This window comes from Aquabacterium sp. TM01 (genome assembly GCF_057808345.1).
The window spans coordinates 2,446,172-2,464,487 of record NZ_AP046529.1; the positions used below are offsets into that span (position 1 = coordinate 2,446,172).

General features: G+C 64.8%; 12 protein-coding genes and 2 riboswitches. Of the genes, 2 read left to right on the forward strand and 10 right to left on the reverse strand.

Features of this window, described 5'->3' with window-relative positions:
* Nucleotides 1-17: 17 nt before the first annotated feature.
* Complete coding sequence (gene guaB / locus AC3WW4_RS11180; RefSeq protein ID WP_488828474.1) at nt 18-1,490, reverse strand: IMP dehydrogenase; 1,473 nt, start codon at nt 1,488-1,490, stop codon at nt 18-20.
* 126 nt (nt 1,491-1,616) lie between these two features.
* Between guaB and AC3WW4_RS11185 the strand changes: the two genes are divergently transcribed.
* Nucleotides 1,617-2,144 carry a DUF4124 domain-containing protein gene (locus tag AC3WW4_RS11185; RefSeq protein ID WP_488828476.1) on the forward strand — a complete coding sequence of 176 codons (528 nt, stop codon included), beginning with the start codon at nt 1,617-1,619 and terminating at the stop codon, nt 2,142-2,144.
* Nucleotides 2,145-2,171: 27 nt separating this feature from the next.
* Here AC3WW4_RS11185 and AC3WW4_RS11190 read toward each other — a convergent pair whose 3' ends face one another.
* Together AC3WW4_RS11190 and AC3WW4_RS11195 are read right to left on the reverse strand one after the other, a co-directional pair.
* On the reverse strand, nt 2,172-2,591 hold the full coding sequence (locus AC3WW4_RS11190; protein ID WP_488828478.1) for an RnfH family protein: 420 nt from the start codon (nt 2,589-2,591) through the stop codon (nt 2,172-2,174).
* Nucleotides 2,578-3,057 (reverse strand): type II toxin-antitoxin system RatA family toxin, encoded by a 480-nt coding sequence (locus AC3WW4_RS11195; RefSeq protein ID WP_488828480.1) that lies wholly within the window; start codon nt 3,055-3,057, stop codon nt 2,578-2,580. The genes AC3WW4_RS11190 and AC3WW4_RS11195 overlap by 14 nt, the downstream gene beginning before the upstream one ends.
* 47 nt (nt 3,058-3,104) lie before the next feature.
* Between AC3WW4_RS11195 and smpB the strand changes: the two genes are divergently transcribed.
* The gene (gene smpB / locus AC3WW4_RS11200; protein ID WP_300153471.1) at nt 3,105-3,569 is read left to right on the forward strand and encodes an SsrA-binding protein SmpB; all 465 of its coding nucleotides are present in this window, start codon (nt 3,105-3,107) and stop codon (nt 3,567-3,569) included.
* 13 nt (nt 3,570-3,582) lie between these two features.
* On the opposite strand, the gene pbpC is transcribed toward smpB, so the two are convergent.
* The 7 genes from pbpC to AC3WW4_RS11235 form a co-directional block, all read right to left on the reverse strand.
* The gene (gene pbpC / locus AC3WW4_RS11205; RefSeq protein WP_488828483.1) at nt 3,583-5,775 is read right to left on the reverse strand and encodes a penicillin-binding protein 1C; all 2,193 of its coding nucleotides are present in this window, start codon (nt 5,773-5,775) and stop codon (nt 3,583-3,585) included.
* A complete protein-coding gene (locus AC3WW4_RS11210) occupies nt 5,772-11,795 on the reverse strand; it encodes an alpha-2-macroglobulin family protein (protein ID WP_488828484.1) in 6,024 nt (2,007 codons plus the stop codon). Before AC3WW4_RS11210 ends, pbpC begins: the two co-directional genes overlap by 4 nt.
* Before the next feature lie 143 nt (nt 11,796-11,938).
* On the reverse strand, nt 11,939-13,198 hold the full coding sequence (locus tag AC3WW4_RS11215; RefSeq protein ID WP_488828486.1) for a PLP-dependent transferase: 1,260 nt from the start codon (nt 13,196-13,198) through the stop codon (nt 11,939-11,941).
* 53 nt (nt 13,199-13,251) lie between these two features.
* Entirely contained in the window at nt 13,252-14,661 is a 1,410-nt protein-coding gene (gene rimO, locus AC3WW4_RS11220) for a 30S ribosomal protein S12 methylthiotransferase RimO (protein WP_488828488.1), read from the reverse strand.
* A 66-nt stretch (nt 14,662-14,727) separates the two neighbouring features.
* Complete coding sequence (locus AC3WW4_RS11225) at nt 14,728-15,384, reverse strand: hypothetical protein (RefSeq protein WP_488828490.1); 657 nt, start codon at nt 15,382-15,384, stop codon at nt 14,728-14,730.
* Nucleotides 15,381-17,066 (reverse strand): M48 family metalloprotease, encoded by a 1,686-nt coding sequence (locus AC3WW4_RS11230; RefSeq protein WP_488829737.1) that lies wholly within the window; start codon nt 17,064-17,066, stop codon nt 15,381-15,383. Before AC3WW4_RS11230 ends, AC3WW4_RS11225 begins: the two co-directional genes overlap by 4 nt.
* 2 nt (nt 17,067-17,068) lie before the next feature.
* The gene (locus tag AC3WW4_RS11235; protein ID WP_488828491.1) at nt 17,069-17,818 is read right to left on the reverse strand and encodes a hypothetical protein; all 750 of its coding nucleotides are present in this window, start codon (nt 17,816-17,818) and stop codon (nt 17,069-17,071) included.
* Nucleotides 17,819-18,002: 184 nt separating this feature from the next.
* Nucleotides 18,003-18,113: riboswitch (glycine riboswitch) on the forward strand.
* Between the two features lie 16 nt (nt 18,114-18,129).
* A riboswitch (glycine riboswitch) is annotated at nt 18,130-18,267 on the forward strand.
* Nucleotides 18,268-18,316 lie beyond the last annotated feature (49 nt).

An 18,316-nucleotide genomic window follows, 5' to 3' on the forward strand; every position in this document is an offset into this window, starting at 1 on the left:
GCAAGGGCCAAGGCCCATCACTCCATGCGGTAGTTGGGCGCTTCCTTGGTGATCTGCACGTCGTGGACGTGGCTCTCGCGGATACCGGCCGACGTGATCTCGACGAACTCGGCCTTGTTACGCATGTCTTCAATGGTGCCGCAACCGCAGTAGCCCATGGAGGCACGCAGACCACCCGCCATCTGGTAGATGATGGTGATGACCGAGCCCTTGTAGGGCACGCGACCTTCGATGCCTTCGGGCACGAGCTTGTCGGCGTTGGGGTTGGCGCCTTCGTCGTTTTCCTGGAAATAGCGGTCGGCCGAGCCGTCCTTCATGGCGCCGATCGAGCCCATGCCGCGGTAGCTCTTGTAGCTGCGGCCCTGGAACAGGATGACTTCGCCAGGTGCTTCTTCGGTACCGGCGAACATGCCGCCCATCATCACGGTGCTGGCGCCGGCCGCGATGGCCTTGGCGATGTCACCGGAGTAACGAATGCCGCCGTCGGCGATCAGGGGCACACCCGTGCCTTGCAGCGCCGTGGCCACGTTGTCGATGGCCATGATCTGGGGCACGCCCACACCGGCCACGATACGGGTGGTGCAGATCGACCCGGGGCCGATACCGACCTTGACTGCATCCGCACCGGCTTCGACCAGGGCCAGCGCAGCCGCGCCAGTGGCGATGTTGCCGCCGATGACGTCGACTTGCGGGAAGTTCTGCTTGACCCAGCGCACGCGCTCGATCACGCCCTGGCTGTGGCCGTGGGCCGTGTCGACCACCAGCACGTCCACGCCGGCCTTGACCAGCAGCTCGACGCGCTCTTCGGTGCCCTCGCCCACGCCCACCGCCGCGCCCACGCGCAACTTGCCGTGCGAATCGCGGGCAGCGTTGGGGAAGGTGTTTTGCTTGGTGATGTCTTTGACGGTGAAAACGCCAGTCAACTCGTTGCTGTCGTTGATCATCAGCACGCGCTCGAGCTTGTGCTGGTGCATCAGCGCCTTGGCTTGGGCCTGGGTGGAGCCGTCCTTGACGAAAATCAGACGCTCGCGCGGGGTCATGATCTCGCGCACCGGGGCGTCAAGACGGGTCTCGAAACGCAGGTCACGCCCGGTCACGATGCCCACAACCTTGCCCTCGTCCACGACGGGGAAGCCGGAGATGCCGTGCTGCTGAGACAGTTCGATCACTTCACGGACCTTGACGCCCGAGGAAATGGTGATCGGGTCGCGCAGGATGCCGGACTCGTAGCGCTTGACGCGCGCGACTTCGGCGGCCTGCTGACGGGCCGTCATGTTTTTGTGAATGATCCCGATGCCGCCTTCTTGGGCGATGGTGATCGCCAGACGAGCTTCGGTGACGGTGTCCATGGCAGCGGACACGAGGGGCAAATTCAACTGAATGTTGCGGGTGAGACGGGTGGCCAGCGATGTGTCGCGGGGCAACACTTGAGAGTACGCGGGCACCAACAACACGTCGTCAAACGTGAGGGCTTTACCAAGCAGGCGCATGAACAGGCTCCAGACGCAAAAGCGGATTATACGCGGAGCGACGCGGTATGCGCCAGGGTAGAGATATCGGTGCTTTTACATTCATTCACGTGGATGATCTCGCAGTCCTTGGCTAAACTGGTTGTCATGAAACATGTGCGTTACGCTCCTCACGTCCTGGCCTTGATCTTGTCCGCCAGCGCGGTCGTGTGCACGCCGGCTTTGGCCAGCGGGCAGTGGAAATGGCGGGACGCCAGCGGCTCGATTCAGTACAGCGACCGCCCACCACCCCAAGGCACGCCGGAGTCGGCCATCTTGGCCAAACCGCGGGCCAGCACGGCGCGCATCATGACCAAACCCGTCGAGGCAGCATCGGCCCCGGCCGTGGGCAACCGCGCGGCGCCCCCCGCAGGCAAAGCCAGCGAGAACGAACTGGACGCCAAACGTCGCAAGGCCGAGGAAGAGGAAAAGGCCAAACAACAGGCCGAAGAGGCCAAGTTGGCCAAAGAGCGTGCCGAGAACTGCGAGCGCGCCAAGAGTTATCAGCGGACGTTGAACGACGGCATCCGCATTTCACGCACCAATGCCAAGGGTGAGCGCGAAATCCTGGATGACCAGGGACGTGCCGAAGAAACGCGCCGCACGCAGGACGCCATCAAGGCCAACTGCAAGTAAGACCGCCCTCCCCGGCGTCTTACCTGATCAGGCTCCGCTGGACGGGGCCGTTTTTTTGCCCTTGGCGTTGTCCTTGATGCGCTGCGAACCTTTGGGCCACTTCTTCAAATGGTCCTGGTAGCGCAGTCGGCGGGCCTCCTTGGGGTCCACCACCAGAGGCCGTACGATCTCGATGCGATCCTGATCGCGCAGAGGATGGCCCAGTCGCTCCTTGCGCCCCCAGACGCCCACCGCCCATTGCCCTGCGGTCACGGCCTCAGGGGTCAGGCCCGGCAGGTGCGACATCAGGCCGCAGGCCAGCAAGGCGTCACGCACGGTGCTGCCTGCGGGCACTTGCAGGCGCACGCGCTGCACCTCGCGGGGGGCGACACTGACCGCCACCTCGACGGTGAGCAGCGCGCTGGAGGCTGACGCCGACTCAGGGACGTTCGACTCAACGCGGACCATAGACTTGCTCGGCACGTTTGACGAAGGACTCGACAAAGGTGTTGGCAATGCGATCGAAGACCGGGCTGACCACCAACGACAGAGCCTTGCTGGAAAAAGCGTAGCTCAACGAGAACTCGACCTTGCAGGCGGGGGCGTCAGCCGGGTCGGCCGTGGGATCGCCCGCCTGCCCCGGTTTGTGCAAGGGCAGAAAACGCCAGACGCCTTCCAGTTTCGAGAAGGGGCCGTCCACCAGTTTCATGGTCACGCTGTGCCCCGGGTCGTTGACGTTGCGCGTGGTGAATGCCTGACGCACACCGGCAATGGCCATGTGCACGCGGGCGGTCACGCCGTCGTCGTGGGTGTCGATCACCTCGGCGCGATCGCACCAGGGCAGGAATTGGGGGTAGTCTTGAACACCGGTCACCAGCCCATACATTTCACGGGGTGAGTACCAAAGCAAGACGGATTTGTGAACGTGCTTCATAGAATGTCGTTATTTTAGAGACGTCGGCGACCTTGCCGCGCCACAACATGTCCATCGCAGAAAACAGAAAAGCCCTTTTCAACTACCACATCGAGGAACGCTTCGAGGCGGGCGTGGTGCTGGAAGGGTGGGAAGTGAAGGCCATCCGCGAGGGGCAGGTGCAGATGACCGACGGCTACGTCGTGATCAAGGATGGGGAGTTGTACCTGATCGGGCTGCGCATCAACGCCCTGCGCTCGGCCTCCACCCACATCACGCCCGAGGCCGACCGCACCAAGAAATTGCTGATGCACCGTGAGCAGATCCGGCGCCTGATCGGCAAGACGGAGCAAAAAGGCTTCACCATCGTGCCGTTGAACCTGCACTGGAAGGGTGGCCGCGTGAAGGCAGACATTGCTCTGGCCAAGGGCAAGGCCGAGCATGACAAGCGCAACACCATCAAGGATCGCGACTGGGAACGTGAAAAGGGACGCTTGATGAGGCACAAGGTCTCATCCAGTCCGAAGGACTGAGGCGCGCCAGCGTTCAGCGTTTCGGGCCTGCTTTCACGCCCGCACCCCGCACCTCGAAGCGCACCTCATCGATCACCTGGCCCTGCTTGCTGCGCAGGCTGAGCACGTGCCGCCCGGGCCAAGGCTGCCAATGTGCGAGCGTCGCTGGCCCCAATCGTTTGCCGTTGAGCCACCAGTTGGAGCGGGTCTGAGCGGTGCGCAACGGGATGCGCTGCACGTGAGGCGGCATGTCAGGGTCGATGGCGAAGATCGCCCCCTGTGCCGGTGACTGGATGGCGCGCTCCGCCCCCGACCCTGCACCGCCCTGCCCCAAAGACCAGACCGACTGCTCGGTTCCAGCCAGGAAGACCTCTTGGCGTGGCGCATCCACCACGTCGGACGAGGCCGCATCGGCAGGAGCCGAGGCGGCAAACGTGATGGGCAGGCGCACCACCGAGGCAGGCTGCAACGGTGCCACGGAGGGTTGGGCGCGGTGCAGTTCACGCACAAGGCTGGCCCAGATGGGCGCCGCGCCCGACACGCCACTGACCTCACGCATAGGGCTGCCACTGGCATTGCCCACCCACACACCCACGGTGTAGGCACGGGTGTAGCCCACACACCAGTTGTCACGCATGTCTTTGCTGGTGCCGGTCTTGACGGCCGCATGACCGCGCGTGGCGAGCACACTGTCCAGCCCGAAGGTCAGGGCTCGGGCGCTGTTATCGGCCAGGATGTCGCTGACCAGGTAGGCAACGTCAACTGGCATGACACGGCGTGGCAACTCCGCAGGCGCAGGCCGTGATGTGAGCGCAACCTGCCAGCGCAGCGGCGACCAGAGGCCGCCATTCGCCAGCGTGCGGTATGCATTGCTCAGGTCACGCAGGGTGACTTCGGCGCTGCCCAGTGCCAGCCCCGGACCGTAGTAGCCGCCAGGCTCCTGCAGGCCCAGCCCCAGGTCGTTGAGGCGTTGGGCGAGCACGTCGGGGCCCAGCATGGCCCCCGCCCGCACGGCAGGCACGTTCAGGCTGTTGCCCAAGGCCGTTCGCACACTCACCCAGCCCCGAAAGCGCCGGTCGTAGTTCTGTGGGATGTAGAGGCCCGCGCCCGTTGGCAGCTGCACCGGGGAGTCGTGCAACAGGCTGGCGGGCGTCAGGATGCGTCGTTCAAAGGCCAATGCGTAAACGAAGGGTTTCAAGGTGGAGCCGGGCTGACGTCGGGCCAGCACCGCATCGACGTGGGCGGCCTGGGACAGCTCCCCGCTGCCGCCTACCCAGGCCCGTACCTCGCCAGAGGCGTTGTCGAGCACGATCACGGCACCGTCTTCCACCCCGCGTTGAGACAACTCGCTCAGATGCTGCCGCAGCAGGTCGCGCGCCAGGCGTTGCCAGCGTGCATCTAGCGTGGTGGGCACCTGCACGGTGCCCACAGGGGTATGTTGAAGCGCCAGTCGGGCGAGATGGGGGGCCAGTTGCGCGCCCAGCATGGCGCTCCCTTTATGCGCCAGCGCCACGGCGGTCAGCAACTCAAGGCCCGTGCAAGGGCGTTGTTGCAGCGTCAGCACCTGGCAGGCGCGTCGCGTCACGACGTCGGCACGGGCATTGGGGCCTCGGACCAGCGCGGCGGCGATGGCGGCTTCCTGCGCGTCGAGGCCGCTGGGGTGCTTGCGAAACAGGGTCTGGCTCATGGCGGCCAGGCCCACCATCTCACCTCGGAAAGGGACGAGGTTGAGGTAGGCCTCCAGAATGTCGCTCTTGCGCCATTGCCGCTCCAGTTGCCCGGCATGCCAGGCCTGACTGACTTTCTGGGACCAGTTGCGACGCACGGCACTGCCCGATGGCGCCTCACTGAGCAGCCCGGCGAGCTGCATGGTGACGGTGGAAGCGCCCCGGGTGCGCTGGTTCCAGAGGTTGGCCCAGGCGCTGCCGGCCACGGCCTGCCAGTCCACACCGCTGTGCTGCCAGAAGCGCTGGTCTTCCGACAGCACGATCGCCGCGCGCATGGCCGGCGAGATGTCGGACAAGGTGACCCAGGGCAGACGGCGCACCGTCATGTCGCGTCGCACGGTGTGCAGGACCTCACCGTGACGGTCCAGCAAGGTCAGATCGCTGGATTGATGGGCGGCGCGCACCTGCGAGAAGCTGGGGAGCGTCGCGCCCTGGGCGACCGAGGCATTCAGGCTCAGCACCAGTCCCATCACCGCCAGCGCCAGCCCAACTTGCCTCAAGGCGCCACCTCCACCGTGGCGTTCGGGCTCTCACCGAAGGTCTCGGGCGCGTACATGGCCTCGACCCGGGTCGGGGGCAGCTGGAAGCGGCCGGGGTTGTTCAGGCGCACGGTGTACTCGACCACATGACGGCCCTTGGGCAGGTAGTCGAAATAGGCGCGGTAGCCATCGAAGGCGCGTTCGATGTAGATGGGCCAGGCCCCTTCACGCTGCTCGCCGCCGGTGGCCAGGGCGCTGTCACGTCCGAGGCCGCTGCCCAGGATGGTGGCCCCACCCGGAACGGGATCGTTGACCGCCACCCAGGTCATGTCGGACTGGGCGTCGATCTCCAGGCGCACCCGCAACACGGCGCCGCGTCCGTACGCTTTGCCACCGGATGCCGCGTGTGGCCCAGCGTCTTGCACGGTGACGGATTTGCGGATGGCGTAGCCCGCCCGCAGCGGCGCTTTCAGGGGAACCGCCGCGAGCGCCTGAACGGTGAGCCAGGGGCGTCCGGCGCCATCGTGCTGCACCAGCAAGGGCGATGGCGTTGGGACGCTCGACGTCGAGGCAAGGGGCCAGGGCAGGCCCACACTTCCACCCTGCGGCCCAGTGGCCCATGTGTGTGAGCCTGACTGGGCTCCGAGGCTGGCCCGCGTCACGCCGTTGACCGGCACCTTCTCGAAACGTTGGGCGAACTTGTCCAGCGCCAGCGAGGCCCACAGGTTGGCGTGCGTGCTCAACCAGGCCCCCTGACGTTGGCGCCCCAGCGAACCCACGACCATCCGGGGCAGGTCTTCTTGCCACGCGGGGCGACCCAACACGGCGAGGATCATGCGTGCCGCATTGGCATCGGGGCTGTCCATGATCCACCACCAGAAGTCATCGGCCTCGGTGGAGAAGCGCAGGGTTGTCCCGGCAAAGGTCATGCGGCTGCGCAGAACCTGCTCGGCCTCGTCCAGACGCTGATCGCGCGCGGGCACGGTCGATACGCGTTGCAGGATGTTGAACCAGTTGATAAGTGCCGCTGTGGGCCATTGCTGGGGCGCGATCGACACGGTGTCCAGCATGCGTGCGTCCGCACGTCCGTAACGGGACAAGGCTTCGATGGCGGCCAGTCGGCGCACGTCGTTCATCAAGGTGCGCTGAGGACCGGCAGGCGACCAGACTTCGCGTTGCAAGCGGCCTTGCACATAGGAGTTCAGGCCTTGCAGCATGGCCTCGCGGGCCTGGGCCGGCAGCTCGAAGCCTGCCTCGTGGCTCACGGCCAGCACATGTGCGGTCAGGTAGTCGGTGCCCTGCCCGCTCATGCCCGACATGGGCGGGAAGTAGCTGGCCAGCCCATCGGCATCCAGATAGCTGGGCAACTGACGGGTGATGTCAGCCCACAAAGTGGCATCGTGCAGGCCCACGGCCTTCGCCACCTTTTGCTCCAGGCAGACATAGGGGTACTGCTCGAAGTAGCGACGCAGGCCCGGCAGACGGCTGGTCAGGGTGGATTGCAAGCCCACCTGGATGCCACCGCGCGCTTGACGTCCTGTGCCGACGGCATCGGTCACGGCATCGGCCGGTGGTGCGACCTGCAAGCTGTAGGGAGCTGTCAATTGGGTGAGCGTGGCCTGCATCACCCGCACGGGCACCGCGGGCAGCACCTGTTGCACCAGCTTGACGCGATCGCTCACACCCGCTTTGCCGGAGGCCACGACCGAGGCCTCCCACGTCAGTTGCCGAACGCCAGCTGGCACGTCCACCGACCAGCGTAGCTCGCGTGCGCTGTCAGCCGGCAGTTCGACGTCCTGGGACGGCAGACTCAGGGTCGCTGCAGCACCTTTGCCTTCGTGGTGCTCAGCCTGGCCCGCCAGCCTGGCTTGAACACGCAAGGGCTGGGACGTCGTGTTGCGCAACGTGAAGATGGCTTCGAAACGATCGCCCTCTCGCACCAGGGGCGGCAAGCCCGATAACATCTGCAGGTCCTGGGTGACGCGGATGGTGGCCGAGCCGGTGCCAAAGCGAGACAGCCCGGAACTGGCCACCGCCACCAGGCGGAAACTGGTCAGCGAGTCGTTGATCGGCACGTTGACCCACGCCTCGCCCCGTGCATCCAGTTTGACACTGCCTTGCCACAGCAAGAGGGTGTCGAACAGTTCACGCGTCGCACCCGTGCCTCCGCCGCCTCCCGCGGCCACGGCCTTGCGTCCGTAGTGGCGGCGCCCGACGATCTCGTTTTGGGCGGTGCTGGTCTCCACGCCCCAAGGGCGCTCTTGCAGCAGGGCGTCAAGCAATTGCCAGGATTCGTTGTTGGACAGCGCCAGCAAGGACTCGTCCACTGCGGCAAAGGCAAAGTCGCCTTGTACCGGTTTGCCTTGATGGGTGACCCGCACCTTGACCTTGGCCGCCTGGCGAACGGCATACTGGCCCTTGTCAGGGATCACCTCCACCTTCAGGTCGTGCTCGGCCGTGCCGATGCGCAGAGCGGCCACCCCCAGCTTGTAGGCGGGCTTGGACAAATCGACCATGGCCGTGGGGGCCTGGTATTCACGTCCTTCGTACCAGAAGGCTTTGGCCCATTCGACGGGAGCGCGCCAGCCCCAGGTGAAGAAGCTGTACCAGGGTACCTCGCGGATGCGCCCGCGCAGGGCCATCACGCTGACATAGACGTTGGGCGCCCAGCTTTGCAACTCCCCATCGGGGCCCACTTTGGCTTTCGGGATGGGCAACTCGATGACCGGGTCCTTGCCCGTCAGGGTCATCACGCGCTGTTCGATGATGCCCTCGCGTTCCACCGACACCAGCACAGTCGCTTCGCGGAACGGCATGCGCACCTGCAAGCGCGCGGTCTCGCCCGGCTCGTAGCGCTGTTTCTCGGGCAGCACATCCATCCGGTCGTCGTTGTCCTGACTGAACCACAACTCGCCCTGGCGAGTGACCCAGACGGTGGTGGCAGCCTGCACCCGGCGTTTGGCGCTGTCCTTTGCCAGGGCGATCAACTCGATCTCGCCGGCTTCGTCCAAGGTGGTCTCGCACAGCAACAAGCCGCGCGCATCGGTCGTCCCGCTGCACACCGAGCCCAGGTCTTTCACCTCGGTGCGGTTGTCGTAAGCGTAAAAGCCTCCGACGATGCGTTTGCGGGTACTGAAGGTCTGGCTGAGGCGGGCTTGCACGCTCACGTCCTGGCCCTTCAGGGGCTGACCACGGGTGTCCAGCGCCACCACTTGGAAGCGGGTGCGCCCTTGCGCGTCACCGCCCGTACCCGTCCAACGCGCACTGCGAATGCCCAGCACCACCGACGAGGGCCACACGGGCACGGAGGTCGCCACGGTCTGGATCTCGCTGTTGGGATCGGTGAAGGTCATCTCGGCGTGCAGCGAGCCCGGACGAGTTCGCGGCGGCAGGTCTTTCAGCACCACCTTGGCTGCGCCTTCCCGGTCGGTCATCACGGCCAACTTGTCCGCAACGACACGATCGGCTCCGGCGCTCACGCCGTCGTCGCCCTCGTCCGCATCGTCCGCGTTGCGTGAAGGCTTGGCCTGGGTCTCTCGGGGCGCCTCAAAGCTGTAGTCCTCGTAACCGGTGAAGTGCGGCGTGCGGTCTCGCAGCACCGCCGTGACCTGGGCTGGGGACTGGGCCACGCCGCCCCCTGAGAGGTAGCGCAACTGGGCCGACAGTGCGATCTCACGTGGAGCCATTTGCACCTCTTTCGGGCCACTCAAGCGAGCATCCACCAAGGGCAGGCGGAACTCTTCGACCCGGAAGCGTCCGCTGCTCAGGCTGCGTCGACCAAAGCGCGCATCGCCTTCCAGGCTCACCTCGTACAGGCCCAGCTTGGCCTCTTTGGGGATGACCCAGGTGGACAAGGCCTGTTGACGGGGTAGCCAACTCAATGGCAGTGAGTATTCCGTGCCACTGCCCACATGCATGATCTTTACGGTGTCAGGCAGATGGGCCTTAGGCACCGCGCCCAATCCACTCGCCGTCTCGGCGCGGATGAAGTGCTTCATCGACACGGCTTCACCCGCACGCAACAGGCTACGGTCCAGCACCGTGTGGGCCCGCACACCGCTGTCATCGGACTCGTGTTCCGGACTGGACGTGGGGTGCTGGAAGCGCCAAGACTCGATGCCCTTTTGCCAATCGGTGAACACAAAAGCCAGATCGGTCTTGCCTTGATGAGGGCCGTCTTTCAGCACCTTGCGGGCGGTGACAAACAGGCCGTCGGAGACCAGGCAGCGTTGATCACGTGAGACCGCGAAGGCCTGTTGCACCAGGGCCAGGCCATCTCGGTTGCTTCGTCCACGCCAAAGGGTTTCGCCGCGGCAGTCGTTGATCGCCACCTCGGCATCGGGCACGGGCTTGCCTTTGTCGAGGGAGGTCACCCACACCGAGGCACTGTCACGCCCCAGCTTGACGTGCACGCCCATGTTGCTCACCAGCACCCCGGTGCGCACATACATCGGAACCTTGCGGGCCAGCAGACTGGCCCCTAGTCGGGCCGAGCTGAGCTCGATGACGTGGTAACCCGGCCCCGGCATCGGGATGCCGACCACCTCGAACGGACGGGGATCGTTGGCCTCGGCGGCCGGCACGGTCAGCTTGCGCGCGTCCTTCACCCCACTCAGCAGTGACAGTTCACGGGTGCCAATACGCTTTTCGCGCTGATAGCGATGGGGGGTGCCGTCCTCATCGGTGTCGGTGACCCACTCCAGCCATTCGGATTTCGGCCGCCCCAACTCTTTCGCGCTGAAGCTGGACTCGTGATAGCGGCGCACCTTCGCCATCCAGCGCAGGATCTCGGCATCGCTCTGGACAGACTGTGTGCGCACGCCTAAAGATGTGTCCAGACCCTTCACGGCCAGCGATTTCTCGACATGGCGGACGGTGACCGGCACCAGCGGCGGCTGACCCGGCTCACCCAACAGCTCGATGACACCAAATGGCGCTGCGGCGAACTTGGCCAGTGGCGGCATGCTCGACGTGGCCACCTTCAGCGGATATGCCCCGACATTGGCCAAGGTACGACCGCTCTCATCTCGGAAATCCTTGGGTAACACCACCGTGAAGGCACTGGATTCGGGCAGAGGCGGCTGAAAGCGCACCTCACTCACCATCTCTTCGCTTTCGTCTTTGCGCCACGACGGGACAATGGCGGCACCTGAGGCAGGCTTCAAGCGGATCTCTTCGGCCAGCTTGCGACTGACCGATGCGGAGAGCTTCAGCGTCATCGGCCGCAAGGGCAAACATGGACTTTGGGCCCGCTCACGCTCACAGCTGAACTCGGCCACGAAGGCACTGCGCACCTGGAAGTCAAAGCCCTGGGGATGGCTGGTGACGATGCCGGGTGCACCCCGCGAAGCGATGCCCGGCCCCCACACCAGCTTCATGCGCGCCCCCGCGGGCAAGGGGCGCTTGCAGCGCAGTAGCACGCTGCGGGCAGCCTCCCCCCCTGAAACACCCCGCTCTCGCAAAACCGCCGCCAGCGGCGCACCACGCTCCAAGACCACCGGCAGTCGCTCGCCCAGCCCTTCCACTTCGCAACGGGCGTGCTGGGCCACACTGGCTTCGTCCGCCGGGCCGGTCAAGCGCAGCAAGAAGTGCGCGTCTTCCTCAATCTCGCCCCCGCTGGGCTCAATGCTACGCACCGCCGGACCACCGGTCTGAAAGCGGAAGGTACTGGCTTGCAGTGCGCCGGCCTCTTTCAGCTTGGGCGTCCATCCCGCACGCGGCGCCACCATACAGCGCACGCCGGGACCCAGGTCTTCGGTAAAGTCATACACCCAGACCTTGTCGGTCGCCCACCGCCCGCCACCCGACGGGACCGCCCCCTGGCACTGCACCGTGAACGGGTCATCGTGGCGCAAGTCCCCCAGCGGCATCATCGACTGCGCAAAGGTGACCCGGATCTGGCGAACCTGAGCCACCTCGCCCTGGGGAGACATCTGGCGCACCGAAGCGGCCTGCACGGGCCACGAGGCCATCATCCCAGCCAGCCCCAGCCCCACAGCAGTGCGCCAACCCAGTTGCCAGATGCGGTTTGTCACGGTCATGGGTGTACGCCTCAATTCACAGGGTGATGTCAGGCCGGCAGTCTAGCGAGCGTACCCGAGGGTGCCCACCCCTTCATGGGCGTACGAAAGCCGGACAAGTTCGACGACGAAGATGGGCCCACCACAGGGTGGACCGAGCCGAGTCAGTCGCGCAAGACCCGCAACGCCTGGTCCAGGTCCGCCACCAGGTCATCCACCTTTTCCAGGCCCACGGCCAAACGCACCAGGGTGCCCTGCCGGCCCGCCAAGGGGCCGTGCTGACGCATGCCCTGCAAGTCATAAGGCATGACCAGGCTGAGTGGCCCGCCCCAGGAATAGCCAATCTTGAACAGCTTCAGCGCATCCACAAAGGCCTCCACCCGGTCGCTGGGAAAGCGCTGCGCCTCGAACACCATCGACACCAGCCCGCCCGCCGCGCGGCAGGTTTGCTGCCAATGGGCGTGCCCCGGCGAATCAGGTAAAGCGGGATGCAGCACCTGCGCAATCTCTGGCTGTTGGGTGAGCCAATGGGCGATCTCGCGGGTGGAGGCATCGTGAGCGGCATAGCGCACCGCCAAACTGGGCAAGCCACGCAGAACCAACTCCGCATCGTTCGCCCCCACGCCCAAGCCCAGACGCATGTGGGTCATCTTCAAACGATGGTGCAAGGTGGCATCACGGGTCACCACGGCACCCATCAGCACATCGCCACCGCCCGAGGGATACTTGGTCAAGGCGTGCACGGTCACGTCCACGCCCAGCACTTCGCCATCGGGCGCCTGCCCAAGGTGAAACGCATCAAAGGCCAAGCCGGCCCCCCAGGTGTTGTCCAACACCGTCACCACGTTCGGGTGCGTGCGCGTCACCGCCAGCAAGCCGACCAGATCGGGGAACTCCAGCGTCACGCTGCCGGCCGCCTCGAGCCAGACCAGCTTGGTGCGCTCGGTAATCTGCGCAGCCAGGGAAGCCGGGTCCTGCGGGTCGTACACCCGGTACGTGATGCCCCAATGAGCCAACTCGCCTCGCGCAAAGTCCTTGCCCGGCCCATAGGCGTTGTCGGGGATCAGCATCTCATCGCCCGCGCGCAGCAGCGCCATGTCCACCAGGGCAATGGCCGCCAGGCCGGAGGGGGCCAGCAAAGTCTGCAAGCCGCCTTCCAGCGTGGCCAGACGCTCTTCCAACGTGAAGGTGGTGGGGGTGCCGTGCAGGCCGTAGGTGTAGCCGCTCTTGTCCTTCCACTGCCGAGTCTTCAGGGCAGCGGTGTTCTCGAACAGCACCGTGGAAGCTTTGTGCACCCCCGGTTGCACCGTCTCGAACCCGCCTGGGGGCTGATAGGGGTGGTGGATCAGGGCGGTGGCCACATCGGTCAGATTGGCCAGATCACCCAGGGACGAAGACGCAGAAGAATCAGGGCGTGTGCTCATGCAAGGATGCTAATGCACCCACCGCACGGCGTGCGCCCTCGTTCTTCAGATCGTCAGATGGGCAGACCGATCAGGTCGTGCCCTTCCACGGCCACGATGCGGGCCTTGGTGAACTCGCCCACCTTGAGCGTCTTGCTGGCCTTTTGCGGCGGCAGCAGGCGCACGGTGCCGTCAATCTCGGGCGCATCGGCGTAGGTGCGACCCACGCCACCCTTGCGACCCAGTGCGGGCGCGCTGTCCACCAGCACCTGCATGGTGGCCCCCACGCGGCGCTGCAGCTTGGCAATCGACACCTCTTCGGCCACAGCCATGAAGCGCGCGCGGCGCTCCTCGCGCACCTCGTCGGGCAAAGCACCTTCCAGCTCGTTGGCAGGTGCGCCTTCGATCGGAGAATAGGCAAAACAACCAGCGCGGTCAATTTCGGCCTCGCGCAGGAAGTCCAGCAGGTACTGAAACTCCTCTTCCGTCTCGCCAGGGAAGCCGGCGATGAAGGTCGAGCGCACGACGATTTCCGGGCAGATCTCGCGCCAGCGACGCAGGCGATCCAGGTTCTTCTCACCGTTGGCCGGGCGCTTCATGCGCTTGAGCACATCGGGGTGGGCGTGCTGGAACGGCACATCCAAGTAAGGCAGGATCAGGCCTTCGGCCATCAAGGGCACGATCTCGTCCACATGCGGATAGGGGTAGACGTAGTGCAGACGCACCCAGGCGCCATGCTCACGCGCCATCTCGCCCAACTCCTTGGCCAGGTCGTACATGCGGGTCTTGACTGGCTTGCCATCCCAGAAACCGGTGCGGTACTTGACATCCACGCCATAGGCACTGGTGTCCTGGCTGATCACCAGCAGTTCCTTCACGCCCGACGCGAACAAGGCTTTGGCCTCGCTCAGCACATCGCCAATCGGGCGCGACACCAGATCGCCGCGCATGCTGGGGATGATGCAGAAGGCACAGCGGTGGTTGCACCCTTCGCTGATCTTCAGATAAGCATAGTGCCGGGGCGTGAGCTTGATGCCCGCCACGCCACGCGCTTCCGGAACCAGGTCCAGGAAGGGGTCGTGGGGCTTGGGCACATGGATGTGCACCGCGTCCATCACCTCCTGGGTGGCGTGCGGACCGGTCACGGCAAGCACCTTCGGGTGCACTTCGCGGATCAGATTGCCGCCATCGACCCCGGTCTTGGCACCCAGGCAGCCGGTGACGATCACCTTGCCGTTCTCGGCCAGTGCCTCGCCAATCGTGTCCAGGCTCTCCTTGACCGCATCGTCGATGAAACCGCAGGTGTTGACGATGACCATGTCGGCCCCGTCGTAAGTCTTGCTGGTTTCATACCCTTCAGCGCGCAGTTGCGTGAGGATCAATTCGGAGTCGGTCAGGGCCTTGGGACAACCCAGGCTGACGAAGGCAATTTTGGGCGCCACGGCCGAGCCCGCAGCCGTGGGGGTGGTGTATTCAGAACTCATGGGGCGAGATTGTCCGGCAAATCGGCCCCGGCCGACAGGAATTCATGCACAAGCCCCCGCGGGTGATCAGTCTCCGCAGAACAGGCGGCACTTGGGCTTCAACTTGACGTCGGCCAGAAACTTGTCGAAGGTGGCCTGATCCAGCTGAGCGTAATGCAGCTTGGGCGCCAGGTAACGCACCAGCCAGTATTCGTTTTCATGGATGAAGCCCACGGACTGGCTCACGTACTCCAGCCCCCAGCTGTTGAAGCTGCGTGTTTCCAACTTGAAGGCATCCACGCCATCCAGCGTGAGAGGCCGAATCGCGACCCGCTCCACCGTGCCTGGCAGGGGCTTGCCGTGGTCCACCGGGAACAGCGCCAGCACGCCTTCCTTCTCTTCATCCTGGTACCGGGCGAGGTTCAGCTCCTTCTCACGGAAGCTGCGCAGTTGCAGTGCGGCCAGTTCGCTGGGCGCCGCATCGGTTTTCAGCTTGACGCCCACAAAGGCCTCATCCAGCTCGTGGTGCGTCACACTGATCTGCTGCAAGAACAGGCCATCGCGGGTGATCAGCAACACGTCGCTGTCGGTCGGCGCGCGCTTCCAGCCCTCCGGCAAGGTGGCCACATAGGCCCGCGCGGGCCCTTCAAAGCGTGCTTCCTTGCGAATGTTCTGCCATTTGGGCGCACACCCGGCACTCAACACCGCCATCGCCAACAGCGCCACCCATGTCTTGATGCTCATTTCGAGGCCTCGCTCAATTTCTTGTCAATCTGTCGCAGGTTTTGCTCAATGAAGCCGCGCTCGTCCCCCTCGGGGGCGAACTTCAAGGCCTGGCTCCAATGATCCTTGGCCTCGGCCCACTGACCTCGACGGTAGGAGAGGTTGCCCAGCAACTTCCACATCCGGGCGTCATCCGGTTGCTTTGCCAACAGCTCTTGTGCCAGCGCCTGCCCCCGCTCCTGCAGCGCAGGTTCGCTGGTTGCCGCATAACCCTCCGCCAGCACCGCCCGAGCGCGGTCTGGCAAACGGAACGTGGCACGGACCCGCTCAATGTTGCGCATCAGACGCTTGTAGCGCCCGGCCTCCAGCTCGCTTTCCAGCAGCGGCATGACCAGCGGCTCGATGGCCTGGTGATAGACGACGCTCTCTGCCACCGAGGCCGCCACGGCCGCAGGGGCTGCGGACACTGGCATCGTCATGGGCTCGGGCGCCCCCCCCCCCTGACCATCAGGCGCAACCAACACCACCGAGGCAGACGACAGCGCCACGACCACATCGGGCTGCCCCCCCTGGCTGGCCCCTGTCGGCACAGACGCAGATGCAGATGCCACCGGGACGGAGGCAGAGGACTCTGGGGCAGCCACAGGCGTCGACCCGGGCACAGCTTCAGACGCAGCAGCCACCTGTGAGGCCGCTGCCGACGCTGCCGGTGCAGGCGATACAGCCACTGCTGCTAGAGCCAAAGACTCCAGTGCGGACGCCGTCACAGATGGTCGCTCGGCACGGCGCGACTCGAACCCGACCTCAAACTCGCTCAAGGCCTTGAGGCGATCCGACAGGCGATCTTCATTGGCATAGAAGACTGAAAACTTCTTCTCATCCAGCACGGCCTCGTCATACAAACGCTGCATCACACGCCGATACGCCTCTGTGGAGCCCTGCTTCTGCTCGATGAAGGCCATCGCGTACCGATCCGACTCTTCTTCCAGCGAGTCCTTGAAGCCGAAGATGGACGACTTGACGACCATCCCGATGCCGGTCACCGACATGCTGCGGAAAAAGCTGTCCGCCAGCACTTCCCTGAGCTTGTTCAAGCGATCCTGCAGGATCTCGCGCCCGCTGGTCAGCAACACCTCCTGCGACAAACTCGCCACGCTCTTGGCCAGGTCCATCACCCCCACCCCGGTGGTGATCTTAGACGCAATGTCTGCGGCATCCAGAGCCGTCGAAGCAATCACCTTCGCCCCCGCCCCCAGACGCGCCGCATGCACCGTGCGCGCCGTGTGCCGGTGCGTGAAGTGCGCAATCTCCCGCGCCAGAATGACCTGCAACTCCTCCTCGGAATCAAGGCGCAACAACATGCCCGTGCTGAGGAAGATGTCCCCATTCGCGCTGGTGAAGGCGAGCACATCGGCCTGGTCGATCACGAACACCTTGACCTTGCGTGACAACTCAGGCCAATGCTTCATCAGCACGCCACGCACCAGGCGCTGCATGGTCTCGACGGCGGGAGATGGTTTGCCACGCACAAACTGGCCGCGCAACAACTCGGCCTCATCCCACAGACGCTCCTCCAGCTCGTCGGCCGCCTGGATGCTGGCGGCATCCGGAAACGGGTCGTAACCCACGAGGGCCTGCGCCGACACCGCACTCAAACCGCAAACCGCTGCGAACGCCCAGTTCCGCGCCCAACGTCCCACCATGCTCACCGCCCCTCGCCTTGCTTCAAGGAGCGGCGGAAGTCGGACAACACCGCTTCGGCCATGTTCTTGACGTCACTTTCATCCGTCAAAGCTTTGCGGTTGGCCATGTCGCTGTCAAACATCAGCACATTGCCAGTCGCCACGTCGATCACCCCCAGCACAACCGCGGCCGGTTGCGCACTGAGCGACTCGCCCACCGGCAACACCGAGGTGATGGCATCAAACACCTTGCGAGACGTGCTGCGCACCTTGTCCTTGCCCACCACCAACAGGGCCGTGTCCAGCTGATGCCGACGCGCCAGGTCCGCCATGCCGCTGCCCAGGGTGTAGTCGAAATAGTCAGCCTTGGTCGACCAGGCGCCCACGGCCTTCTCTTTCACCAACAGCATTTGGCTGACCATCGTGGCAAACAGCGCCCGGTGCTGCAAGACCAGCTCCTGATCCTCGTCACTCAGGGTCTCAAAATCGATCAGCTCAAAGCTCTGCTGCGAGCGCCCGAGTTCCTGCACATGGGCCGCCAAGGCCTTGGAGGCCTTCTTCTCCGCCGAGACCACGCGCTCTTCTGTCTTGCCGAAGGTCACCTCGGTGATCACGAAGTCGGCCGGCACCACCAGCACCCGCTTGGCAGCCTCGGTTCGGCCCCCGGCCAGCTCGGACCGCACAATGCCGCGCGACCCACAGCCAGCCAGAAAAGCCAACACCAGCAAGGCACAAGCCCATCGCCCCCAACTGCTCTCAGCAACCTGACGCATCTCTGTCATTCCCCATGTAGGTACAACGCTGCACGGCGCCCGACACACGCCCCTGAACCGCACAACATATTTGAACAATTAAATGTAACCGAATGCGCCCAGAGCCAGCCCCCTGAAGGGGTGCCGCACACACGCCAAAGACGGCCTGAAGTCACACTTCCACCACCTGAGCGCACGCTACAATGAAGCTCTGTCAGGAGAGAGCCACGCCCCGAGCGAGGCCGCCGAAGGCGCAGGACCCACCCAACGCGAGTTGACGGCCCGAACGCTCAGGCAAAAGGACTGGCAGGCATGGCGGTTTTCGAGCCGCCATGATCCTCACTGGAGAGAGTCCGGAGGCTGGCACCACGTGACAGCGAGCCAGGCCACCGAAGGGGCAAGCCCACAACGCCGCAACCCAGTTGCCGCGAGGGGTCAATCTCTCAGGTAAAGCGGACAGAGAGGGCAGCACCGACCGGCGACACCCTGGCACAGCCAGCGCAGCGCATGTCGGATCCA